Annotated in this window: 24 protein-coding genes and 2 pseudogenes; 18 read left to right on the forward strand and 8 right to left on the reverse strand. The window is 43.4% G+C overall.

Going from position 1 to position 22,311, the window contains the following annotated elements; translation table 11 throughout:
• Window positions 1–164: 164 nt before the first annotated feature.
• The 5 genes from KHO06_RS20975 (at window position 165) to KHO06_RS20995 (ending at window position 3,179) form a co-directional block, all read left to right on the forward strand.
• Window positions 165–494: a YceK/YidQ family lipoprotein gene (locus KHO06_RS20975; RefSeq protein ID WP_080514171.1), complete on the forward strand. Its 330-nt coding sequence runs from the start codon at window positions 165–167 to the stop codon at window positions 492–494.
• Window positions 495–646: 152 nt separating this feature from the next.
• Entirely contained in the window at window positions 647–1,024 is a 378-nt protein-coding gene (locus tag KHO06_RS20980) for a VOC family protein (RefSeq protein WP_050912989.1), read from the forward strand.
• 97 nt (window positions 1,025–1,121) lie between these two features.
• Window positions 1,122–1,943 carry an alpha/beta fold hydrolase gene (locus KHO06_RS20985; RefSeq protein WP_212583414.1) on the forward strand — a complete coding sequence of 274 codons (822 nt, stop codon included), beginning with the start codon at window positions 1,122–1,124 and terminating at the stop codon, window positions 1,941–1,943.
• 170 nt (window positions 1,944–2,113) lie between these two features.
• Window positions 2,114–2,617: a YgjV family protein gene (locus KHO06_RS20990; RefSeq protein ID WP_005431266.1), complete on the forward strand. Its 504-nt coding sequence runs from the start codon at window positions 2,114–2,116 to the stop codon at window positions 2,615–2,617.
• Between the two features lie 79 nt (window positions 2,618–2,696).
• Window positions 2,697–3,179, forward strand: coding sequence for a tetratricopeptide repeat protein (locus KHO06_RS20995; RefSeq protein ID WP_212583415.1), 483 nt, complete (start codon window positions 2,697–2,699; stop codon window positions 3,177–3,179).
• Window positions 3,180–3,205: 26 nt separating this feature from the next.
• On the opposite strand, the pseudogene KHO06_RS21000 reads toward KHO06_RS20995, so the two are convergent.
• A pseudogene (locus KHO06_RS21000) lies at window positions 3,206–4,536 on the reverse strand (MFS transporter).
• 114 nt (window positions 4,537–4,650) lie between these two features.
• Entirely contained in the window at window positions 4,651–5,442 is a 792-nt protein-coding gene (locus KHO06_RS21005; RefSeq protein WP_212583322.1) for a CLCA_X family protein, read from the reverse strand.
• A gap of 302 nt (window positions 5,443–5,744) precedes the next feature.
• Here KHO06_RS21005 and KHO06_RS21010 point away from each other — a divergent pair, with 302 nt between their 5' ends.
• Complete coding sequence (locus tag KHO06_RS21010; RefSeq protein WP_212583323.1) at window positions 5,745–6,746, forward strand: metal-dependent hydrolase; 1,002 nt, start codon at window positions 5,745–5,747, stop codon at window positions 6,744–6,746.
• Window positions 6,747–6,763: 17 nt separating this feature from the next.
• Here KHO06_RS21010 and KHO06_RS21015 read toward each other — a convergent pair whose 3' ends face one another.
• Window positions 6,764–7,159, reverse strand: a complete 396-nt coding sequence (locus KHO06_RS21015) for a hypothetical protein (protein WP_077263157.1) — start codon at window positions 7,157–7,159, stop codon at window positions 6,764–6,766.
• 218 nt (window positions 7,160–7,377) lie between these two features.
• Between KHO06_RS21015 and KHO06_RS21020 the strand changes: the two genes are divergently transcribed.
• The 3 genes from KHO06_RS21020 to KHO06_RS21030 all read left to right on the forward strand — a co-directional run bounded on the left by KHO06_RS21020 (window position 7,378) and on the right by KHO06_RS21030 (window position 9,032).
• Entirely contained in the window at window positions 7,378–8,076 is a 699-nt protein-coding gene (locus tag KHO06_RS21020; RefSeq protein WP_212583324.1) for a glutathione S-transferase, read from the forward strand.
• 195 nt (window positions 8,077–8,271) lie between these two features.
• Window positions 8,272–8,463 carry a hypothetical protein gene (locus KHO06_RS21025; RefSeq protein WP_038889301.1) on the forward strand — a complete coding sequence of 64 codons (192 nt, stop codon included), beginning with the start codon at window positions 8,272–8,274 and terminating at the stop codon, window positions 8,461–8,463.
• A gap of 110 nt (window positions 8,464–8,573) precedes the next feature.
• Entirely contained in the window at window positions 8,574–9,032 is a 459-nt protein-coding gene (locus KHO06_RS21030) for an exoribonuclease R (protein WP_212583325.1), read from the forward strand.
• Between the two features lie 254 nt (window positions 9,033–9,286).
• On the opposite strand, the gene KHO06_RS21035 is transcribed toward KHO06_RS21030, so the two are convergent.
• Entirely contained in the window at window positions 9,287–10,504 is a 1,218-nt protein-coding gene (locus KHO06_RS21035; RefSeq protein ID WP_045420692.1) for a multidrug effflux MFS transporter, read from the reverse strand.
• A 374-nt stretch (window positions 10,505–10,878) separates the two neighbouring features.
• Between KHO06_RS21035 and KHO06_RS21040 the strand changes: the two are divergent.
• The 3 genes and pseudogenes from KHO06_RS21040 to KHO06_RS21050 form a co-directional block, all read left to right on the forward strand.
• Window positions 10,879–10,986, forward strand: a pseudogene (locus tag KHO06_RS21040) (LysE family translocator); the annotation flags it as partial.
• Window positions 10,987–10,990: 4 nt separating this feature from the next.
• Entirely contained in the window at window positions 10,991–11,245 is a 255-nt protein-coding gene (locus KHO06_RS21045; protein WP_005533194.1) for a hypothetical protein, read from the forward strand.
• A 68-nt stretch (window positions 11,246–11,313) separates the two neighbouring features.
• Window positions 11,314–11,727 (forward strand): NUDIX hydrolase, encoded by a 414-nt coding sequence (locus KHO06_RS21050; protein WP_050909557.1) that lies wholly within the window; start codon window positions 11,314–11,316, stop codon window positions 11,725–11,727.
• A 27-nt stretch (window positions 11,728–11,754) separates the two neighbouring features.
• On the opposite strand, the gene KHO06_RS21055 is transcribed toward KHO06_RS21050, so the two are convergent.
• Entirely contained in the window at window positions 11,755–12,711 is a 957-nt protein-coding gene (locus tag KHO06_RS21055; protein WP_212583326.1) for a helix-turn-helix domain-containing protein, read from the reverse strand.
• A gap of 266 nt (window positions 12,712–12,977) precedes the next feature.
• On the opposite strand from KHO06_RS21055, the gene KHO06_RS21060 reads away from it, so the two are divergent.
• From KHO06_RS21060 to KHO06_RS21080, 5 genes are all read left to right on the forward strand, one after another.
• On the forward strand, window positions 12,978–14,321 hold the full coding sequence (locus tag KHO06_RS21060; protein WP_050910084.1) for an amidohydrolase family protein: 1,344 nt from the start codon (window positions 12,978–12,980) through the stop codon (window positions 14,319–14,321).
• Between the two features lie 185 nt (window positions 14,322–14,506).
• Window positions 14,507–14,962 (forward strand): DUF3299 domain-containing protein, encoded by a 456-nt coding sequence (locus KHO06_RS21065; RefSeq protein WP_045420842.1) that lies wholly within the window; start codon window positions 14,507–14,509, stop codon window positions 14,960–14,962.
• A gap of 84 nt (window positions 14,963–15,046) precedes the next feature.
• On the forward strand, window positions 15,047–15,526 hold the full coding sequence (locus KHO06_RS21070; protein ID WP_212583327.1) for an ATP-binding protein: 480 nt from the start codon (window positions 15,047–15,049) through the stop codon (window positions 15,524–15,526).
• 130 nt (window positions 15,527–15,656) lie between these two features.
• A complete protein-coding gene (locus KHO06_RS21075; RefSeq protein WP_212583328.1) occupies window positions 15,657–16,436 on the forward strand; it encodes a carbon-nitrogen hydrolase family protein in 780 nt (259 codons plus the stop codon).
• Between the two features lie 217 nt (window positions 16,437–16,653).
• Window positions 16,654–17,076, forward strand: coding sequence for a GNAT family N-acetyltransferase (locus tag KHO06_RS21080; RefSeq protein ID WP_212583416.1), 423 nt, complete (start codon window positions 16,654–16,656; stop codon window positions 17,074–17,076).
• Between the two features lie 113 nt (window positions 17,077–17,189).
• On the opposite strand, the gene KHO06_RS21085 is transcribed toward KHO06_RS21080, so the two are convergent.
• Together KHO06_RS21085 and KHO06_RS21090 are read right to left on the reverse strand one after the other, a co-directional pair.
• The gene (locus KHO06_RS21085) at window positions 17,190–18,950 is read right to left on the reverse strand and encodes an ABC transporter ATP-binding protein/permease (protein ID WP_212583329.1); all 1,761 of its coding nucleotides are present in this window, start codon (window positions 18,948–18,950) and stop codon (window positions 17,190–17,192) included.
• A gap of 221 nt (window positions 18,951–19,171) precedes the next feature.
• A complete protein-coding gene (locus KHO06_RS21090) occupies window positions 19,172–19,810 on the reverse strand; it encodes a hypothetical protein (RefSeq protein WP_005431268.1) in 639 nt (212 codons plus the stop codon).
• Between the two features lie 343 nt (window positions 19,811–20,153).
• On the opposite strand from KHO06_RS21090, the gene KHO06_RS21095 reads away from it, so the two are divergent.
• A complete protein-coding gene (locus KHO06_RS21095; protein ID WP_212583330.1) occupies window positions 20,154–21,815 on the forward strand; it encodes a serine protease in 1,662 nt (553 codons plus the stop codon).
• 162 nt (window positions 21,816–21,977) lie between these two features.
• Here KHO06_RS21095 and KHO06_RS21100 read toward each other — a convergent pair whose 3' ends face one another.
• On the reverse strand, window positions 21,978–22,154 hold the full coding sequence (locus KHO06_RS21100; protein WP_005431313.1) for a DUF6435 family protein: 177 nt from the start codon (window positions 22,152–22,154) through the stop codon (window positions 21,978–21,980).
• Window positions 22,155–22,311: the final 157 nt, after the last annotated feature.

Genomic DNA, 22,311 nt, shown 5'->3' on the forward strand with positions numbered 1-22,311 from the left:
GTGGCAAACATGAATACCTTGATGAAAAGAAACAATGCATTCATCACGAAAATTGATTTATTACCCATTAAATTAGCTAGATAGGTTGTTTTATAAATACATAAGGCGTTAATGTCGCCGAATAATAATGTATATCAATAACAATCAGTTGGAACCTATCGACCATGAAAAACAATCTTCTTAAAAAACTTCAAGTGCTTACCGTTATAGCAATGGCTTCTTTGACGGTGGGATGTTCATCTATGGATGCCCATGCTAGAGGTGGTTACGGTAAACCATTCTCCGGTACGGCGTTGTCAGTTGCGCGCCAGCCATGCTTCTTGGATGGCTCTGCAGTGTCATATGCTTTATATCCTATTTCATTTGTGGATATGCCTCTGTCTTTGGTTACTGATGTTGTGTTCTTGCCAGCAGATTTAGTCATGTTATTTACTCCGACGACGAGCTACGGAAGTGTTTTGTCCCAAGGGTGTCCGAGCGGAAGTATGATCTAATAGCGTTGTGACTTTTAATTCTCATTTATCTTGAGTCTTTAACAAGGCGTGAAATTCCTTCTTGACCTCAGGTTAACTTGAGGTCTTACCTTCAAATACTTTCAGAACACGAACCACAAATCTCTAAGTAAGAACTAGGAAAAGGAGTTTCTATGAATCTAAATCAAGTACTGTTAACCGTAAAAGACATCGAACTATCCATCCAGTTTTATCAAAAGCTGGGGTTTAAATTGATCGTGGAAGCAGACCATTATGCGCGTTTTGAATGCCCTGAAGGAGACGCGACCTTTTCACTTTATCTCGGTGAGCCACAGTCTAAAAATAACAGCGTTATCTATTTTGAGCACAAAGAGCTTGATGTTTTAGTCGCAAAGTTAAAGACAAGAGGAATCGAGTTTGTACAAGAGCCAACTGACAAAGATTATCTTTGGAGAGAGGCGATGCTGACCGATCCCTCGGGTAACGAAATTAAGCTGTATTGGGCAGGGGAAAATCGAAAGAACCCACCTTGGCGTATCAAGGCGAGTTAGTCTCTTTTACAGTTCGAACTTTTATAAAAGAGTTCTTTTGTTACAAAGTGAATTGGTTATGATGAGTCCATGTTCAGCAGTCAAACGCGAGGGTAGTGTGTTAGTAGAACAGTGGATAGACATTGAAGGTGACAAGCTATATTGCTTGTCTACGCCAATTAAAACATCTCAAGAAACATTGGTACTTATTCACGGGTTAGGGGAGTCACATTTATGCTTTGCCGATGCGTTGGATTGGCTACCCAATTACAACATAGTCATGTTCGATTTATGTGGCTATGGGTACTCGCCCGCGTCAAGCTCCTCTCATGCGACCGAAGTGCAGGCAAAGCGTATTCTGCGAGCAATCGAGAAATTAGAGATTGAAGCGTGTTTTCTTCTTGGTCACTCCTGGGGTGGTGATACTTCGACATTAGTTTGCCATTTCGACAATAAAGGCGTCATACGTGGATTCATCAACGCTGAGGGTGGATTGCATGAAGAAAGTATCATCCTATCCCAAGTTATCGCCGAACAGTATTCAAAGCTTGATAAAAACGCATTCTCCGCTTGGGTAAAAGGTGGCGGTTTCGCTCAGCGTTTTTCTATATCTTGGGGTCACAGTGCAGGCATCAAATATCTTTCTTCAGTAAGGCGTTGTGACCCAATGGTATTGGGTGAGACGGCCAGTGAAATTTATGCTCAGCACAGCACAAAGGACCAACGAGGCGTTGTGGAGTGGGGACAAATCTATGAAAGTTTGTCGATTCCTAAAGTGTATTTTTGGGGTACACAGAGTTTAGCGGGTTGTCACCGTGCTATAGAATTTATCTCCTCACTCAATAATATTGCATTCGAAGGTGCCAACCATTGGGTGCAAAATGATCCCGAAACGTTTTATGCCGAGGTCGACAAGTTCATTACCGCGACAGTGAGATAATGTTGAAGCCTTGAGAGAGGCTTCTGACCATTCGTTGCCTTGAATGTCGTACGCCATACATGTGATCGACATTCACATTTTTCTATGCTGTGGCACGAAGATAGTGGTGTCATTTCGAAGTCGATCATACGCTGCGCCAGTTGTAAGAATTTGTAACAGTAGGTGTAGGTATGGATGCGTTTTTCTTGTCACAGGTACTCGTAGCAATTGCCATTTGCTTCGATTTGTTGTCGTTTCAATTCAAAGAGAGAAAGAAGATTGTTGCCAGTTTATTCTGTGCCGGCGTTTTAATATCTAGCCATTTTGCATTATTGGAGCAATGGACAGGCGCCTCTCTGATGGGGATCGCTACTGTGCGTTATCTGATCAGCATCTTCTCAACCTCTTCAAAGCTAAAGTATTTATTCTGTGGCGCGTCGGTTATTGCGACAGGTGTGACGTTTACGGGCGTAACGAGTATCGTAAGTTGCTTCGGCTCTGTCTTTCAAACAATGGCGGCGTTTCAAGAGGATGATCGCCGCTTACGTCAGCTGATGATTGTCGGCACTTCCTTCTGGTTGCTTCATAATTACCTTATTGGTTCACCAACCGCTGTGCTAATGGAAGTCCTATTTATCTCCAGCAACCTTGTGGGCTACTACCGTTATTACTTCAAAAAGCCAAAGTTGGCATGATAGCGTGTTTTAATGCGGCCAATGACGTAGAGCGAATCGCTACAGATATAAATAGATGCAATTTCAAAGGAAGAAAATGATGGAATCAGTCATCCAGCAGGCCATTGAGCTACGCAAAGCGTCCAATTACCAAGAGTCTAGAGCGTTGCTCACAACGCTATTAGGTGATGAGAATTACGCGGCGAAAGCTCACCTGCATATTGCATGGTCTTACGATAATGAAGGTAAAGAACAAGCAGCCATTAAGCACTATACGGCGTCTCTTGAAGGGATACTTTCTGCTGATGAAAGGTTCGATGCTTTATTTGGTCTCGCGAGTACTTACCGTAGCCTTGGAGAGTACCAAGAGGCACTAAGTTACTTCGAGCAAACCATCAACGAATACCCTAATGCGGTAGAAGTTCAGCCGTTTTACGCGATGTGTTTATACAACCTCGGTCGTCATAAAGAAGCAACGTCGTTATTACTAGAGTTATTGGTTTCAACTACGAACAGTGAAGCCATTAAAGCGTATCAGCGTGCGATATCTCTGTATGCAAAAGACTTAGATAGAACGTGGTAGTTTGAACCTTCCTACCAACAGGCGATCTAAAAGATCGCCTGTTTTTTGTCTTTCATATAGAAAAAGACGCTGATTGCGACAAATAAGAACGTAAAGTAATAGAAGAACGAAGACAGGGACGCGATAAAATCAATGTGCTGTTCTATCTGTTCCTCGCTGTAGTTTTGCGATAGTAGCTTGTAGTAATAGGCATAGAGCATACCGATCAAACCGTAGCCTAGGTTGAACATCAAACCTTTGAAGCTCAATACCGTTGCTCGGTTATGTGACTCGGTCTTTTTGTTCAGGTGGTAACTGATGAAGATGTTCATGGTCATGATAATAAAGATCAGAATCAGCGCAGGAATTACCCCATAAATCGACCAGCCCATACTAATCCAATAGTAAGTTGCCATTGTGGCCATTCCCATGACTAAGATAAACGTCTTCGGCGCCATGCTTTCTACCAATCGGCGGCTTTTACCAGCCAAGATGATCTGCAATAAGCTAATGCCAGCCCCGATAAAACCGAAGTAAATAATTGGAATATCAATTGCGCGATAGTACTGACTGTTCATGGTTAAAAACATGCGCGAAGTGTGTTCGAACAAACTGTAATAAAGCAAGATAAACAGTACGTAAGGCGTAGACAGTACCCATTTCGCTGTGTTGAGCGTCAGTTTCATACTTGCTATGGTCGAAGCTAATTTATTCTCGTTGCTAGGAATAACCCTTTTTGCTTCTCTCATGCCCAGCGCCGCGTAGATGGCAATCAACGCAACAAGCAATGTCGCGTAAACAGGGATGCGCATGATGTCTTGGGTCGTTTCTGGCTCTGCCAGTCCAAGGAAATGATACACCGATGCCATAAAGTTAACGTCGTACATGGCTGCCCCAATAGTGTGACAACAATACCAACGCTTGACGAAAGGCGAAGTTGAATCTGCAACACACGTGGCCACAGCTCCTCTTTGCCTTGTTCTTTTAACGTATCGTACGCCAATGCTTCATCGGCGCCGCTTGCCAACGCCATCGCTAAGCCGCTCAATACTCGGTTAATCAAAAATACAATGAAAACAAAAGTGGGGTTCACGGTTGGGACAAAGGCGATCATTGCGATTTCGATGAACATGACGAGTGATGATAAAACCACCAGCCTTTTACGACCTAGCGTATCAGCGAAGGCGCCAGACGGTACTTCAGCTAAAACAATGGTCGCCGCCCACACGACATTGAGCATGGCAAACTGAGAAAGTGTTAACCCGTAGTCCAAATAGAGCAGGGTAAATACGGGATAATAGAAGCGCGCAAAATAGCTGGTTCGGAACATAAGGAAACAGCGGACATTGCGAATTTTTAGAATTTCTTTTGACGTCATGAAATATTCAGCAGCTTGAATAACATAATGTTATGTATAAACCTTTTTGAGATTGATGGGAAAGGTTTATGCTCAAACTGAGCGAGATAATGATGAGTAGTCGCTATTAACATATCAACGACTTAGGGCATCTCCCAAAGGGCGAAAGTACGCTTGCAGTGCGTCATTAATGACATGTCTGTGCGCTATATCGGGATAGAGGGGCAAGGTATCAGGCTTGATTGTACCCGAAACTAGATAAGCGTTCTCTATGCCAGAGCATGACTCTACGACGGCCTCAAAGGCTCTTGCCATCATCTCAGTAGGCTGTGAAAAGTAGCTCGATCCCATTGCTTGGTCCGCTTTTACACTTCGAGACACATAATCGTGTCTATCTTGGCCGTCTGGTGTGAGCAAGGTCGCATCGAAAATCTTGAGTAAGCGCTCGTTCAATACGTGGGGAAAATGGTCGGCATTTTGAAGCCAACAATCGCTGGCGAAAATCGTCTTACGCTGAGGGCCGGAACGGTCGCCAATATCAAACGCCTTTTCAGCAATGTAATGGTCAAATGCGTGCCAAAACTCATGGGCCAGAGCTCCGGCTCCTGCGTTTTTCGCTAATGCCAACTCGCGCTGATTCGGGGCGTAATGCGCTTGAACGCCTTTTCGTCCCCCAGTTCCGAAAGCAAGATTTAGGTTACCACGAAGACCAATAGCAGAAGGAGGCAGCGCCAATATAAAGGCCAAGTCTGCTAAAGAATCGAAGATCAAGTTCGCGGCGAGATCTTTTTCTTCATTGTTCACCCACTTACCAATACGAATACCACCGATGCCAAACGTCTCTTTAATATCGATGAACGACACTTGGTCGCCGTGACGATAATCAGGGCCTTTACGCGTTTTGTATTTAAAGCTGGTTAGCTGCAAGAGATGCCTCGACTGTGGTAAAGGTTGAGTGATGTAGACGTTTATACTCCAAATATTGGATGCGGGATTATACCTGAATAGAAGACTCATAGAGAGACTGACATAAGTTGAAACGTCAAACCCTACTTCTGAGTCGTATTTAAGACAAACTCGCGAACGAACCTAATCCATCTACACTAAAACTAACGCTTTATTTTTCAATCGCTTTCGGAGTCACAGATTAAAGTCGTTCCTTTATTTAAATACGGAGATTTTATGGGGCAAAGATTTCTCGTTTTTAAGCACAGCAGAGTGAACAAACCGTGGATCCATTAACTCAAGGATTAATTGGGGCATCCTTGTCCCTATCAGCGAGTAAAAAGCAGCATTTAGTGGTTGCTGGAGCACTTGGCTTACTTGCAGGCATGGCGCCAGACTTGGACATATTGATCCGATCAACCAATGATCCATTGCTGTTTTTGGAATTTCACCGACAGTTCACACATTCACTTTTCTTTATCCCTATTGGAAGCTTTATCTGTGCCCTGATATTACATCCACTTATTGCTAAAAAAGGTGGATTATCCTTCAAACAAAGCTGGTGGTATTGCGGATTAGGCTACGCTACACATGGCTTATTGGACGCATGTACCAGCTACGGAACCCAGCTCTTATGGCCGTTTACCGATACCCGTTATTCTTGGAGTACGGTTTCCGTGATTGACCCTCTTTTTACGTTACCAATCTTGTTCACTTTGATACTTGGCCTGATGAAGCGTAACCCTCGGTATCCGCGTATTGCTGTAGTTTGGGCGCTTGCTTATCTCACATTTGGCATGTATCAAAGAGACCGGGCAGAAGAGGCAGGTTGGGCGTTGGCTGAAGCAAGGCGGCATGCACCCCAACGATTAGAAGCCAAACCCACGTTCGCAAATACCTTGGTTTGGAAAGTCATCTACGAAACCGAACACCATTACTACGTTGATGCCATAAGAGCAGGGAGTTCAATAAAAACGTATACCGGAGAATCCATTGCCAAGTTGAATGTGGCTGCAGATTTTCCATGGTTGGATCCTGTATCGCAGCAAGCCAAAGACATTGAACGATTTCGTTGGTTTTCTGATGGATTCATCGCCAGAGACCCAAACAAAGGATTGCGAGTCATTGACGTGCGTTACTCTATCGTACCAAATGAGTTCAATGCTCTGTGGGGGATTGAGTTATCAGAGACAGCCGATAAAGGTACGCATGTAGAATACACCACACATCGCGACAGCTCTCAGCAATCAAGGCAAGCTTTTATCGAGATGTTGAAAGGCGATTAACCGAACGACACCACAAGTTACGGCGTGTATTGAAAGTCTTTAATCAGAGTCGGTTTGTGCGAAAAAAAGAGTCGGCTAAACAGCGATTTATATTCCCATCCCCGCGACAGTAACCGCTTAGCCAGATGTTGGTTTTCAATGATAGCGACTTCAACGCCTTGATACTGGTACGGGTGATTTCTAACGTAACTAAGAAATGATGTAAAAACACCTTGTCCTCTGATCTTGGGAGCGAAGTTAACTGAAACAATCGAAAAGCGTTGGCTACCTACGGAGCAATGAACGAAGCAGTTCCCTAATGGGTGAGAAATGGTTTCTGAAAACTCAGGGAAAGGGCGGAATTCTAGGTCCTGTGATAGTTTGTCGTATTGGTTGCACAAATGTTCAAGTAGTTGTTTCGCATCGCTATTCATGCGGTTCTCACTCACGTGTTACTGGGGGTGATGGCATTGGTTTCGTTACTATTTTAAGCACAGCAATGAGCACAAAACGCGGTGAAGTTTCCGCAGAGTTATTTCCTCTTTTTGAAGTTTGAATGGTTTCAAATGAAGATTTTGGGGCTCTATATGGAATAGGGCTAGGAAGTTTTGCTACTCTAAAGGCGGGATAGTATTAAGAAGGACGTTTAAAGATGGCGCTCAAGAGCAACAATGATTCTGTGCCGATCCTTTACTCATTGCACAATTGCCCCTACGCGATTCGAGCTCGACTTGCATTGTTCAAAGCCCAGCAACGCGTCTTAATGCGTTCCATCAAGCTCGATAACAAACCATTGGAGATGTTAGAAGCTTCACCGAAGGGAAGTGTGCCTGTACTAGTGATTTCTCAATCAGAGCAAAAGGATGGTTTGGCTCCTAATCAAGTACTCGAAGAAAGCTTAGATATCATGATTTGGGCATTGGGTAAGAATGATCCGGATAACTTGATGAGAAGTGATAACCCTGATGCTTTGCCTCGTATGCTGGAGACCATCGAACTTTTCGAGATTCAGTTTGTTCACGCAATGAACGCATTTGGGTGTGCCAAGCGTTACCATGAAGACAACGTCACAGAGCTGCGACAAGTGTGTGAAGCCGAACTCATAAAGCTTGAATCACGTTTAACGGAGCACGCTTTTCTACTCTCAAACCAAGAGAGCTTAGTTGATATCGCCATACTGCCATTCATTCGAAAATACGCTCGCATCGACAAGCAATGGTTTCGTCAAAGTCCATACCCGAACTTAAAAGCGTGGTTGAACGGTTACATTCAGAGCACTCAGTTCTCCAAAGTGATGAAAAACTATGACTTGTGGCTCGAAGAACGGCGAGATGAGTTTTTTGGTAGTTAAGGTGCGGCACTTAAGATTTATGTAGCCAAAATCGCTAAGCGCACCCTCACATTTGCAATATTAGCTTACTCGTCCACGCATTGACGGCTAACCCCAAGACGCGCATTCTTTTACGTTCACTCAGGGCAGGTTTGCCCTTGTTGGCAAGTAGATTGATCGTTGTTTGCTGTGCTTGTATTGGAATGGGTAGATCGTATGAACAAAATTATTATGTTGGTGATGGGGCTGCTTTTTACCAGTCGTTTATTTGCAAGTATTGTCCCTCATGCTAGCCAGCTAGAACACGATGCACCTATTCTGCTTCGTTCAGCATTAATTGTTGGCGTTGCGGGGTTCCTTGTTTGGAAAGTTTTCCAGTATTTTCAGAAGAGTAAATCTTCCGATTAACCTCTGTTATCTGCGTTTGTATTTACATCAAAGATAATAAACGCTGGTAATTGAAGCCACAGTCTTTAGAATGCGCACCCTAAAAGTGATAACTAATGTAGAGTGATTTTATGCTTCGTGATTACACATTCGATTGTCTAGTGACTATGCCACGCCATGAACTGGAAGAGTTCAGTGCGCGCATGATCGGCAAAATGGTACCAGAAGACGTGATGAACGAGCTGTTTACCTTTGATCAAGAAGAAGTAGACAGTGAAGACCGCATGTTGTCGGCGCGCCTGGATGCGATGTTACGTATGACAGCAATCGCGCTAAGTGGAATTCAACAAGCGTTTGATGAATCGGATAACGCGAAGCAAAACAGCGAGCGAATGACACGTCTAGTCCTTTGGCACTTCTATGCAATTTCATTCCGTCTTGAAGAAGCAATCACACTGGAAACCCATTGTGAACAAGTAGAAAAGCTACTAGAAAACACACCAACAGATGTTTTCGCTTGGGTGAAAACTCTGACAGAGCTTCTGCACACATACGCAGAGATCAACGCGAAAGAAAATCCACAAGATTAATCTGGGTTGCCAAATTCAACATTGCAAAGGCGAGCGGTTTAGCTCGCCTTTGTTTTATCTGATTGTCTATATAAGACCCCGATTATCAGTTCAAGAGTGTACTGATAACCGAGTCATATTTTAAGCTCCATACGTTTTTGGATAAACTGGAGCGAGTTTATTCCCAACATCGTTCCAAGTAGATCATTAAGAATCTATAAGTACCCTACAGTGACAAGGAGGGCGTTGACATGCTCTCCTTATTTTTCGAGTGACTAGTTGGCGTCTGATAAACCTGACATTGTTTTCATGCGTACATAATTCGCCAGCCAAAGGGTAGCCAAAACGAGAACGACAAGCGTCATGATTTGGACGACTGACTGCGATGTTCCCTTGTAAGCATTACTGCCAATATCGATAGCGGCAGATACTATAAACAGTCTTATCGCTGTCACTAGAGATGCCGCAATGCCCGTGAGTTCTGGAAATACCTGCATTGATTTTGCAAAAAATAAACCTATCGATAAGCCTGCACCAATCGAAAACAAACACATGGTTGCCGTTAAGAATACTGGTGAATCCAGTAAATTCGACGGTGATATGAAAAATATCAGGGTATTAGCGAATATCAGTCCAAGGCCAGTTGCTTTAAGCTTTTCAACACCGAACTTATCTATCAAGCGTGAGTTGTTCAAACTTACCAAGACAAATGTGCCGAGTGTCGCCATTTGGTAAAACGGGAACTGCTTTGGGCTAACCCCCAACTTATCGATATACAGCAAGGACATGTTTGACACATAAATCATGTAGGCACCAAGGATCAAACTGGTGACTAATGTGTTGTACCAAAACTCAGTGGACGATAAGACCGTCTTATAATCACTGAGAATACGCTTTGGTGCTAGTTTCTTTCTTTTGTTCACAGCGAGAGATTCTGGCAAGAACAGGAAACATTTGAGTGCGGAAATAAGCACGAGAACTGCGATAAAAACGAAGTTTGCTTTGTAGCCCATATGTAAGCTGATCCATCCACCAATGAGTGGAGCAAAAGCCATGAGACTAACCACCAAAGTGTTTAAGTCAGAAATGAGTTTTGCTGCTGATTCTTCCTCGAATAAATCGAAGATCATTGCCGTACCCACTATCACACATGCTGAGCTTCCGAAGCCTTGCAATAGTCGAAATGCCAGCAGCTGTTCAATACTTGTCGAAAAGATACAGCCAATGCTTGCGGTAAGAAAAATGCTAAAACCAAACATTAACACTTTTCTGCGGCCAAAATGATCGGATAGAGGACCGTATAATAAAGAGCCGAGACAGATACCAATAAAGTTGTAGCTCAAAATGCGCTGAACCATAACAGCATTGGTGTTGAAATCGCTGAGTATATCGGGAAATGTTGGTAAATAGATATCCGTCTCCATTGCGGCACCAAGGAAGATAAACACCATTAAAAATCGAAACCACTTTCCCTCATGAGATATGAAAAACATAGTTAATCCACTGTGATTATTCTAATAACAAGAAATACATGCTCCGCAAAACGGGGCATTGAGTATGAGTTAGGTTTTGTTGGTGGGATGTTGCGTAATGGAGAGGAGTGTTACGCAAGGTCGGCTTTTCCCGGCACTTGGTTGTGATCAAGTTGAGCATGAATGTAACATAATATTTCAATGCTGCAAGCGTGACTTCAATGTTTTTCAGCTATTTTTCTCGAACAAAAAAGATATCTCTTAATGTGCTTATTGTTATTTAAGTGTTTGATATTAATGGTTTATATTTTTATACATAGCTTGAATTTATTAAAATTGATCGGCACTATAACCCCGATAAATAACACATGTTGTATGAAGCCTCATGGAGAAAAATGGATCTGAGCTCAATTTTACTGTTTGCCGTCGCTTGCCTTGGTATCAATATGATTCCTAGGCCTGATGTGATCTATATCGTTTCTAATACCATGAAAGGGAAAATATAAAATGCAATACTTTCAATACTATGGCATCGATTGGGTAGCTATGGTGCTCACTTTTCTCGCGATTTGGCAGATCGGTAATAAAAACAAAATTGGATTCATATTGATGATGTGCGGCAATACAAGTTGGGTGGCCGTTGGCTATTTGACGGGCAGTGTCGCTATGATCATCGCTAACGTTATTTTCTTCTCGATGAATTTGAGAGCGATCATAAAATGGTCCAAGCCAGAGCCTAACGCTAAAACGGTAGCGCAATAATAAACGAATTAAAATGCTACGCTCGACAAGCTAATAAAGTGGACGTAGCGGGTTGAAATGGACGATACATGAATAAACAAGTAAGAGTTGGAGTGGCGACCATCATCCTTCGTGATGGGGCAATATTACTCGGTGAGAGAGTTGGATCTCATGGTGCGAATACTTGGGCTACACCCGGCGGGCACCTTGAACTTGGTGAGAGTATAGAAGATTGTGCGAAGCGAGAAGTGCTTGAAGAAACGGGCCTAATCGTTGATTCAATAGAAAAGTTCACTTTTACGAATGATATCTTTGAGAAAGAAGGTAAGCACTACGTCACCTTGTTTGTCGTTGCATCGAGTGCCAGTGGCGAACCACAAGTCACAGAGCCGGATAAATGTAAGCAATGGAAATGGTGTCGGCTAGATGATTTACCAGAGCCACTGTTTCTGCCGTTGATTAACTTACTTAAAGAAGATAATACGCTAGAAAAGTTAGCTTAAACCGCATAAATAAAATGCCGCTAAGTATCACAGCATTTTATTCATATACTGATTGAACGTCATGTTATAGCGCTTTTTGAATGCCCGTCTAAAGTTGGCTACATCGCTATAACCGCAGCGTGCTGCGATTTCTTCTACTTGCAAGCGGTTGTCATTTTTAAAGGTTTTGATCGCATAGCCTAGTCTAGAATCCAGTAGTAGATCTCGGAATGTTACTTGTTCGTCATGAAGTCTCCGCTGCAATGTCCTGACACTCATGCCAACCAGCTTTGCAAAAGAGTGAGTGGTCATATTTTCAACGACGACGTAGTTGTCTAGTACTAAAGATATTGATTCGCTTAAAGACCAATCCTTGATACCAGATGGGTTTTCTATTTTCTCGGATAGTGGAATAGCAAAGCCAGAGAAGTGCTGTTGACCAATAACCTCAATACTCAATTTAGACTGAGCAAGGGAAGTTTCCGTTTTAGCTGTGACCCAAACAAACTCAGGCTGCCACTCTTCGCCTAAGTAAAGTTGGCAGAAGGAAATCAAGAGTAAGTTTCTGTAGATATCAAACTCCGCTTTTCCCACACTGAGATTTGAATATCCGCTATCGTGACATAAGTACCATCTTCCATCTTCCCCATAACTAAGCCATGCTTTTGCTTGAGATGTGATGTGGGATATTTTGGATAGTAATATATTTAGCGCCTGACCAAGAGTTGGAGGTCTATTTTCTTCGATCAGTTCTTCCGAAATTTGTGAAATATCAAACTCTTGACTGGCTTTAATTAGTATATCCAGTCGCTTCTCTCTAGTTAGTTCCTGTAGCACAGCAATAAGCTCATCAATCAATATCCAAGAATCGGCAAGCAGCAAGCCATCCTGGCTAAATTGTGGATGATCTAGCTTAGTTTTCAAAGTTGGAGAGAGCTCAGCTAACGCGTCGTAAAAATGGGAGAAGAGACGCCGGTGAGCGATTTTGAGGTTACTTGCTTTCATAAAACTCCTCTAATTCATGGTATTGGTATGATCTTGGTGAAGAAGATGGCACCTCAATAAAGTAGGGATCAATCAGTGGGTGGAAACCAAAATTCTACTAATAAATAACTCTAGTACAATTGGCGTAAAATGACATTTTAATATTATGCAGTGTTTTTATAATTACAAACATATGAGGTAGGAGCAACTTTAATTCACACTCATTAAATGAAGAATTATTTACAAGTTTCTATTTTTATTTCTAACTTAAAATTAAAAGTGATTATATGAACAATGCTAAAGATCGAATTAATGTAGGTGGGAGTATATTTGGCTTTATTCTACTAGCCATATCCTTAGGTGCAAATGCATCGTCGACGTTAATTAAAAATGCCAATGTATTTGATGGTACAAGCAAACACCTTAAAAAGGGTATGAGCGTATTAGTGGAAGGCAATAAAATTACTGCGATGGGTAGAAGTATCTCGGAACCAAAAGAGGTTACGGTGATTGACGCAAAAGGCAAAACGCTAATCCCCGGCCTAATAGATGCTCACTGGCATACCATGTTTGCGAATGCTTCTATGAGAGAATTAATGAATTCAGACTTTGGTTACTTAAACCTTGTTGCCGCAAAGGGAGCGAACAACACTTTGATGAGAGGGTTTACTACAATTCGAGATGCTGGTGGCAACCCTTTTGCGATTAAGCAAGCGAGCGATGAAGGTTTAATTGATGGCCCTAGAATATACCCCTCGGGTGGGCCGATCAGCCAAACATCGGGGCATTTTGACTATCGTGGTCGTTTTGATGTTCCGGCGAATAGCAATGACCCGCTCAACTACCTTGAGCGAAATAGCTTAGCCATTGTAGCGGACGGAGTTCCAGAGGTAACCAAGAGAGTGCGTGAGCAACTACGATTGGGTGCTACACAGATAAAACTTGCTGCTGGTGGTGGTGTGTCATCAAGTTATGACCCAATTGATGTTGCCGAGTACACTTATGAGGAGTTCAAAGCTGCGGTTGACGTAGCGGAAAGCTGGAATACTTATGTAATGGTGCATGTCTTTACGAATAAAGGAGCTCAGACTGCACTAAAAGCGGGTGTGAAGAGTATTGAACACGGAAACCTTTTGTCTGAAGAAACCTTCAAAATGATGAAGGAGAAAGGTGCGTGGTTAAGCATGCAACCGATCTTCGACGATGAAGATGCTATTCCTTTTCCTCCTGGCTCGTTCCAAGAAGCGAAGTTTAAATTGGTTACTAAGGGTACGGCGAGAGGCATTGAGCTTGCGAAAAAGTACGGTGTTCCCATTGCATTTGGTACCGATATGTTGTTTGACCCTTCATTGGCTAACAAGCAAGGAAAATTCCTTACAAAATTAACACCATGGTTCGAACCATGGGAAATATTAAAAATGGCGACTCACGATAATGCACAGCTGCTTAAATTGAGTGGTCCGCGTGACCCATACCCGGGGAAATTAGGTGTGATTGAGAAGGATGCGTTAGCAGACTTAATCCTTATCGATGGCAATCCGTTAGAAGACATAATGCTTGTGGCTAATGCGGAAGAAAAATTTGTTCTTATTATGAAGGATGGAAAAATATATAAAAACAAGGTGAATTAAAGTTTATGTAGTTAGAACACAAAAGCTTTCAATTGACGAGGGTTGAATTTCGCCCTCGTTACTAAGTATTTTTCTCGTGGAATTAAATACCTATGTAAAGGGTGTTTAAATAATCTGAATATAAAGAGTTACCAATGAAAAATTTAAAAATTATTGCTTACACCTTATTGTTACTCATTGTTAGCATGTCGCCACAATTTGCTATAGCTAAGCCTGAACTAGAGATAAGCACGTTGCGTTGGATAGACTTAATTCCATTTAGTGAACGAAACCAAAATAATAGTGCATTCGTGAAGGATCACTCTAGTGATGTTCCTGCTCAGCAATCCCAGCTTTACACTGTTCGTGAAGAGCTCAACGGCCAAAAGGTTAAAATTGCTGGCTTTGTCATTCCGCTAGAGGGGGACAGCGATCTAGTGACAGACTTTTTACTGGTCCCATATTTTGGGGCATGTATCCATGTACCTCCACCGCCGCCAAACCAAATTATCCGAGTGTCATTTGAAGAGGGGGTTGCACTTACTGAGATATGGGATGTTGTGTATGTGGTTGGCATACTGAAAACTGAAAGTACTGACTCTGACTTAGCACATACGGCCTACGTGATTGACGGTATTAAGATGGAAGACTATGAAAAATAAGAATGTGATTAACCCCACGCTTAGTTGGAGCGGTTGCAATGTCTCGCTCAGATGTTATTTTCATCCTTACTTAGTGAGGGTTCTATGACAAAAATCTATCTCGTATGTGGCTTTATTGGTTCTGGTAAAACAACGTATTCAAAGGCCCTTGCAGAAAAGCATGGTGCTTTTCGCTTCTCTATCGATGAATGGATGATTCCTTTGTATGGCGAACACATGGAGCGTGAAGTCTTCGATCAACGATTGGCGACACTGCAAGACCTCTTCAAAGAATCAGCGCAACAACTGTTTTCTCTCGGAGTCCCTGTTATTTTTGATTTCGGCTTCTGGCGTAGCTCAGATCGCGAAAGCTTTATCAAATGGGCATCAGACGTTGGTGTTGAGAGTGAAGTTCATTATCTCGACGTGCCTTTTGATACATGTAAGCAAAGAGCCTCTCTACGTAACGCAGACCTAAACAGTAAGTCTTATCATATGACACCAGAAATGCTGGACCTATTTTGGTCTTGGTTCGAGATTCCAACGGACAGCGAAAATGTGACTTGGGTTAAACAAGCAGGGTAAGCATTTTGAGTAAAGAAATCATGGTTGCAACGTTTGTTGCTGCTGGGATAGAGAGTGTATACGTCTCTTCTATCCGCCGTTTTTTTCTCGAACCATACTTTACCGCTGCTTAAGCTACTAAGGAAAGAATGTGAAAACCGCAGTAACAATCAGTCTGGCTCAAATTCCTGTTGTAAGAGGAGAGGTTGAGTGCAATCTTACCAGTCATATCAATATGATCGCGTTGTCGTCGTGCAATGGTGCTGATGTCGTCGTATTTCCTGAGTTATCACTTACGGGTTATGAACTCGATCTCGCAGAGGAGCTTGCTCTTGCGCCGGAACCTGAAAACTTTCAACAATTATCCAGAGCCGCTGTAGAAAACAAGATCATTGTCATCGTGGGTTGCCCTCTCAAGTACGCCAATACAAAAAAGCCAGCAATCGGAGCCGTGATTTGTTTCCCTGATGGCCGTGTATCCTTTTACGCCAAGCAATATCTGCATGAAGGTGAACAAACGTATTGCTCGTCTGGCTCCTCTGATTACTTTTTTAATATTAATGGACACAAAGCAGCATTAGCCATCTGTGCGGATTTTGTTCATAAGGATCATGCCAAACGGGCTGGAGAGTCAGGGGCTGATATCTATATCGCAAGTGCTCTTATTTCTGAAGGCGGCTACGCACCAGATTCAATTATCTTATCCGAAATCGCGGTGGAACAAAGAATACCAGTGCTTTTAAGTAATCACATTTCAAAAACAGGTGGTTGGGAGACGTGTGGTAAGAGTACGATCTGGAATCCACAAGGCGAACGCATTGATCGTGCCGATATAAGAGAGCCTGGACTTGTTTTGTGCACGCTTACAGGGCGTGATATCGAAGTTAAAAATGTCATACAACCTCTAGTTAGTGAAACGGATAAAACATAGAAGTATTCTTAAGAAAATAGTGACGTAAATACGTTGAATTTCTCCAAAGCCTTGGGTGTTTCATTCATTGCTACACGGGCTCAAACGTATTCAACAAAAATCGTGTTTTTAGGCACTTATAAAATACCTAAAGGCTATGTATAGTGGCGGCAAGTGGGGAGCTACAAGCTGCTTTTATCTCAGCATTCCCCGCGTTATTACAATAAAAAGGTAAATGATGATTGAAGTAGTAAACGTCACTTTTGAAGGTGAAAATGAACAGCATATTCGTTCCATTCGTGAACGTGTTTTTATCAACGAGCAGGCTATCTCCCCGGAAATTGAATTCGATGGACTCGATAATGTGGCAATGCATTCATTGATTCTGTGGAATGGTGAACCCGTAGGCACTGGACGAATTTTAGCTGACGGCCACATCGGACGTATCGCCATCCTTAGCGATTTCCGAGGTCAGGGCTTAGGTGCAAAAATTGTGTTGTCTCTGGTTCAGAAAGCAGAGCAGAAGGGTTACCCGCGTGTTTATCTTGGTGCGCAAAAGCATGCGATTGATTTCTATGCCAAGCTGGGCTTTACGCCTTTTGGTGATGAGTTTCTATCGGCTGGAATTGTGCACTTATCGATGGAAAAAACGTTGCCTTAAGATGCCATCAGCTGTTGTTCGCGCTGCTTTTATCTAAGCTTGCAAAGTGCGACTAGGTATAGTTATCGACAGAGAAACACAAAGCCCGCTACGGATAGCGCTTTGTATTATGGTTACTCTAAGTGCTTAAACTGTAACGCCACTAAACGCTGGTACAACTCACAGCTTTGCATCAACGATTGGTGGTTACCGATATCAATCAACTCTCCACCATCTAACACGGCTATCTTATCCGCATGTTGGATAGTCGACAGTCGGTGGGCAATGATTAGCGTCGTTCTGTCTTTCATCAGAGCCTCAAGTGCCTGCTGAACATGATGTTCACTTTCACTGTCTAGTGCGCTGGTGGCTTCATCAAGCAATAGGATTTTAGGGTCTTTCAAAATGGCACGAGCAATGGCGATGCGCTGTTTTTGTCCGCCAGACAATCTCACGCCACGCTCTCCCAAAAAGCTGTGGTAACCATCTGGTAGTTTTTCGATAAACTCATGAGCATGTGCTTTCTTCGCTGCTTCAATGACCTGCTCGTCAGTAGCATCCGGATTACCGTAGCGGATATTATGGAAAACATCGTGACTAAACAAAGCCGGTTGTTGCGGCACCAATGCCATTTGACCACGAAGATCGTTTGGATCGAACTGACGAATGTCTTCACCACCGAATAAGACTCGCCCTTGCTGCGGGTCATAAAAGCGTTGTAGTAGTTCGAACAACGTCGTTTTACCTGCACCTGATGGGCCAACCAGAGCCAACACTTTACCTCGTTCAGCCGTTAGGTTTAATCCTTTCACTGCAGGCTGGTCTGGGCGGGAAGGGTAGTTGAAGTTCACTGAATCAAACGTTACTTCCGCAGGCATAGTGTCGGTGATCGGCATGTGGTTAGCTGGTGCCGTGATGTCACTTTCCACTTGTAGAATCTCAATCAACCTCTCTGTAGCACCTGCAGCCCTTTGCAGCTCGCCCATGACTTCTGAAATCGTCGCTGTGGAGGAGGCAACCATAATGGCATAGAACACAAATGCTGCTAGATCGCCGCCCGACATCTTACCGTGAATAACGTCACTGCCGCCGACCCAAAGCATCCCGGCAATAGCACTGAATACGATCACGATAACGCCGGAAATTAGAATCGCGCGTTGTTTGACTCGCTGTCTGCCAACCTCATAAGCTTTTTCCACTTCTACTGCAAATGCCGCGCGCTCATGTTGCTCTGAGCTAAAGCTCTGCACGGTTTTGATATGCTCAATCGCTTCACCTGCGTAGCTGCCTACATCTGCCATCGTGTCTTGGCTTTTCCGAGATAGGGCGCGTACTCGCCTCCCGAAAACCAAAATAGGAACCAAAACAAACGGCACGGAGGCCAGCACAATCAAAGTGAGCTTAAAGTTAGTCGCAAACAGCATGATGATGGCACCAACACACATGATTGCGCTGCGCATGGCCATCGAAAATGAGGACCCGATAATGCTTTGCAACAGCGTTGTGTCTGTGGTGAGCCGAGACATAATGTCGCCGCTGCTATTGGTCTCAAAGTAACTAGGGTGCAGTGTCATCACGTGGTTAAACACCGCAAGACGAATATCCGCACTCACGCGCTCGCCGACCGAGGAAACCAGATAGAAACGGAAAAACGTGCCCGCAGCAATACACAGTGTCACGCCGATGATGAACTGTATCGCGTTAGTGAGTTCTTGTTGTGATTGTTGGGCGAAGCCTTGGTCTATCAGCATACGAACGCCGTAACCCACGGATAGCGTTAGACTTGCTGTTGCGAACAGGGCAATCAAAGCCGCGGCAACTCGCCATTTATGAGGCGAAATAAAGGTGTTGAGTTTTAGAAGAATGCTGAGGTTTTTATTATTTTTTCTGCTCATGAGTGGCTCACAAAGCGTTATAGGTAACAGGCATAGTAAGCGACTTTTAAGAGGGAGACCAGAGGTCTATGGCAATGGGCAGACGATCTTTTGTGGAAAAGAACCAGGGTCTGTTTGATTGTAAATTTATCAAAAAGGTGGGTAATCATAGTGAGTTAGCCAGATAGGCCAACTCACTTTATCTACGCTTTCGACTGATACGAACTTGAGCCTAACGGACGTTAATCAACGTAAGCCACAGAGCTTGGTTCTTTGTAAATGCAGTCTACTTTTGTCACGTTGCCACTCGAATCTTGATATTGAGCATAGACGGTCCATAGCCCATTTATTCGTGCGCCCATAACCGTAACTCGAGTATTTTCTCCGTAAGTGGTGTTGTCCTTACCAGTTCCTCTGCCAAAAGAGACTTGAAATTCTTTTTGGACAGCACGTTGTACTTCCATGCCGTTAAAGTCCCCCTTTGGTTGTACATGCAAGAACTCAAGCCCGCCTCCTTTTGCCTTACGGATAGCAAAGGTACAGCCGGTCAATTGAGTAGTGACCAAGTAGTCCGCAGCATCATAGTGGGTGACTTTAGAAATGGAGTCGGGTTTAAGTTGTTCAAAAGGAGAGACAGGGATATGAATACATTGAAGTGCTTTCGCGTTTTTAGCTAACGATTTTGGGCCAAGGCGGAAACGCATCTCCTTCATCTTAACCCCTTGGTTTATTCCGAAAGCGGTATCCCCAAGACTATACAAGTAAAACCTCATGGCACCTTTTGATTGGCCCGCGCTCGTAATGGACAGTGGGAAGCGAAGTAGAAATTCCTCTAAATCTCGGTCTAAAACCTGAACAGCCTGATCTAACGTTTGTGGCATAACACAGTCCTTTGTTGTTATTTATAGAATGTGTGAAGTCTTATTGATTGCAGTTCACAAGAATAAGCATATATGAACATATCCAATCCATCGATTTTTCTACCTCGCTCGTTGGCGGAACATGATATTGCTCGAAACTGAAATGCAATATCATGACTATTCATTGATTCGATAAGTAACTATGTATAAGGGACTAAACGCAAATCTTTAGCTTCTACCACGTGAAAGACAATTACCTGTAATTAAGTAGAGCGTTGTCACACTTTGATGTTAATTGTGTTTCATATGTTAATTTTATAAAATAGCCTGCACGACTTTTTGGATGTGTATAAAAGGCTAGATCATGAACACAAATCAGACAAAATGGTTACCACTTGGTATTTGCGCAGTCAGTCTGTCTTCACCGTCTGTATTGGCGGACATTAAAACTAAAATCATAAACGGTGAAGAGGTAACACAAGGTAATTGGCCATTTATGGTGGCGCTGGTTTCGAAAAATATGGACGCTTATAAAGGCCACTTCTGCGGCGCGAGTTTTATTGGTGACCGATATGTACTCACCGCTGCACATTGTATTGAAGCGAAAAGTCATGAAGACGTGGAAGTAGTGATTGGCGTATCGGATCTGTCCTCCCCAGATACAGCGAAAAATCGCTACGCTGTCGAACATATATATGCTCATGAGAGTTACAGTAAAGAGCCTGTCAGCAATGATATCGCGATTATTGAACTTGCTCAGGCTCCGTCGGAGTCTAAAGTGACTCTTGTTGATGGTTACGCTCGCGGAAATCTGGCAGTAGGTCAGGTACTCACGGTAATGGGCTGGGGAGATCAGAACCCGTCAGAAGAAGAAATCTCCCAGACCAGTGAGTTACATAAAGTCAATGTACCTCTTGTTGACCAGGACCAATGTACTCAAGTCCCTCATGATGGTTATGCTGAGATCGGCGATGACGCTTTCTGCGCAGGTTATAAAGAAGGTGGGCGAGATGCTTGCAGTGGCGATAGCGGCGGACCTTTACTACTCCCTAATAACGGAAAATATGAACAACTGGGTATTGTGAGTTGGGGGGAAGGGTGCGCGCAGCCCAACGCCTATGGGGTTTACACAAATGTGAGCCATTTTGAGGATTGGATCGAACAGCAAACAGTGGGTCTAAATTACCGTGCTAAAGAGGTACTGGGCGTCCGTTCTCTTGGTTTAATCTTACACACTTTTGAACTTACAAATAATTCAGATCAAGAGATTGAAATCTCAAAGGTTTCGCCATCATTTGTTCATAACTCGCCAACCATTAATAATATGAGTGCGAGCATTACCAATAACAACTGTCAGACACTCTCAGTTGGAGAAAGCTGCGAGGTAAGTGTCAGTTACGACCTAGATTCAGTCGGTATGCATGAATTTGGCGTGCAAGTTCATACCAACTCGTTGCTAGCGACGTTTACGCCAAGAGCTTATGTTTTGGGGGCGAACGCTGCGCATCAGGGGGTGAGTGACCTCGTCGATTTCCCGAATAGTGGTGTGTACAGCACTCAAAGGTGGACAACCACAGAAGCTTCAATTTCATCGCCAGTTATAGAGCACGACGGGTCAACGGCTTTGATTGTTGAAGGCATTCCCACTGGTACCGTCTCGATGGATCTTTCAGTGTTTGCAGAAGAGGACCACGACATCTTAGAAATCTATATCAACGGTTTCCAAGTGGTTCAGGTTCCGGGTGAGATTTCGGGGCGAGTGGATTTACCGATGACCAGAGATGCAGATAACAGCTTTATGATTATGTACAAGAAAGGTGGCCTGGGCGATGCGGACAACGGCAAGGTAACCATAGAAAATATGACGTACACCGATGAGCTGATTACAAACGAACTCAATTTTACCCCAGCTCAAGAAGCGGAAGATTCAGAGTCGTCGGGCGGCACAATCGGATGGCATTGGTTGCTCGTTCTTTTAGGTGGATTGATTGCACGAAAACGTTCGTTAAACCACAAGAGCGATTGATAGACCTTTAAGTGACCGCGACAACGTGAAGCTTTATAGCCAAAACGTTTTCAAGCGATACAAACTATAAAAGCGATACAAACTATAAAAGGTCTAAAGCGTTAAACCTACAAAGCCCGGCGTGCTCGCTGGGCTTTATTATTTCCACTGTTTAGCAAGGCGTTAGTTCTGTGGTGTATTCAGTGTTTTGATTTGCTCGAAGATTTCTTCTGCCTCTGCGGTTAACAACGAGTACGTTTTAATATCACCGCGACGCTGTGCCTGCATGGCTTGCTCACACAGCATAGAGTGACGCTTTTTGAGCTTTTTAACCGAATTGTTTTTGAAAAAAGAAAACATTCATAAATCCTCTAGTTAAGACCTGTCTTTATTACGCATTAGCGTTGATTTTGGTTCATGCTCTTAGCTTTTGAACCAGCTTATTGCTGATAGTTAGGGTGAACTAGGTGAGCGGCTTTTCGGCTCTATTTAAGCTAGCTTTGGCCGGAAATGAGTC

The sequence above is a fragment of the Vibrio sp. B1FIG11 genome (genome assembly GCF_905175335.1).
Lineage (GTDB): Bacteria > Pseudomonadota > Gammaproteobacteria > Enterobacterales > Vibrionaceae > Vibrio > Vibrio campbellii.

Excerpts from the sequence above, each read along its gene's own strand:
- KHO06_RS20975 (WP_080514171.1), top strand. The coding sequence starts at position 165 with ATGAAAAACAATCTTCTTAAAAAACTTCAAGTGCTTACCGTTATAGCA.
- KHO06_RS20980 (WP_050912989.1), top strand. The coding sequence starts at position 647 with ATGAATCTAAATCAAGTACTGTTAACCGTAAAAGACATCGAACTATCC.
- KHO06_RS20990 (WP_005431266.1), top strand. The coding sequence starts at position 2,114 with ATGGATGCGTTTTTCTTGTCACAGGTACTCGTAGCAATTGCCATTTGC.
- KHO06_RS20995 (WP_212583415.1), top strand. The coding sequence starts at position 2,697 with ATGGAATCAGTCATCCAGCAGGCCATTGAGCTACGCAAAGCGTCCAAT.
- KHO06_RS21015 (WP_077263157.1), bottom strand. The coding sequence starts at position 7,159 with ATGAATAGCGATGCGAAACAACTACTTGAACATTTGTGCAACCAATAC.
- KHO06_RS21020 (WP_212583324.1), top strand. The coding sequence starts at position 7,378 with ATGGCGCTCAAGAGCAACAATGATTCTGTGCCGATCCTTTACTCATTG.
- KHO06_RS21025 (WP_038889301.1), top strand. The coding sequence starts at position 8,272 with ATGAACAAAATTATTATGTTGGTGATGGGGCTGCTTTTTACCAGTCGT.
- KHO06_RS21030 (WP_212583325.1), top strand. The coding sequence starts at position 8,574 with ATGCTTCGTGATTACACATTCGATTGTCTAGTGACTATGCCACGCCAT.
- KHO06_RS21035 (WP_045420692.1), bottom strand. The coding sequence starts at position 10,504 with ATGTTTTTCATATCTCATGAGGGAAAGTGGTTTCGATTTTTAATGGTG.
- KHO06_RS21045 (WP_005533194.1), top strand. The coding sequence starts at position 10,991 with ATGCAATACTTTCAATACTATGGCATCGATTGGGTAGCTATGGTGCTC.
- KHO06_RS21050 (WP_050909557.1), top strand. The coding sequence starts at position 11,314 with ATGAATAAACAAGTAAGAGTTGGAGTGGCGACCATCATCCTTCGTGAT.
- KHO06_RS21055 (WP_212583326.1), bottom strand. The coding sequence starts at position 12,711 with ATGAAAGCAAGTAACCTCAAAATCGCTCACCGGCGTCTCTTCTCCCAT.
- KHO06_RS21060 (WP_050910084.1), top strand. The coding sequence starts at position 12,978 with ATGAACAATGCTAAAGATCGAATTAATGTAGGTGGGAGTATATTTGGC.
- KHO06_RS21065 (WP_045420842.1), top strand. The coding sequence starts at position 14,507 with ATGTCGCCACAATTTGCTATAGCTAAGCCTGAACTAGAGATAAGCACG.
- KHO06_RS21070 (WP_212583327.1), top strand. The coding sequence starts at position 15,047 with ATGACAAAAATCTATCTCGTATGTGGCTTTATTGGTTCTGGTAAAACA.
- KHO06_RS21080 (WP_212583416.1), top strand. The coding sequence starts at position 16,654 with ATGATTGAAGTAGTAAACGTCACTTTTGAAGGTGAAAATGAACAGCAT.
- KHO06_RS21085 (WP_212583329.1), bottom strand. The coding sequence starts at position 18,950 with ATGAGCAGAAAAAATAATAAAAACCTCAGCATTCTTCTAAAACTCAAC.
- KHO06_RS21090 (WP_005431268.1), bottom strand. The coding sequence starts at position 19,810 with ATGCCACAAACGTTAGATCAGGCTGTTCAGGTTTTAGACCGAGATTTA.
- KHO06_RS21095 (WP_212583330.1), top strand. The coding sequence starts at position 20,154 with ATGAACACAAATCAGACAAAATGGTTACCACTTGGTATTTGCGCAGTC.
- KHO06_RS21100 (WP_005431313.1), bottom strand. The coding sequence starts at position 22,154 with ATGTTTTCTTTTTTCAAAAACAATTCGGTTAAAAAGCTCAAAAAGCGT.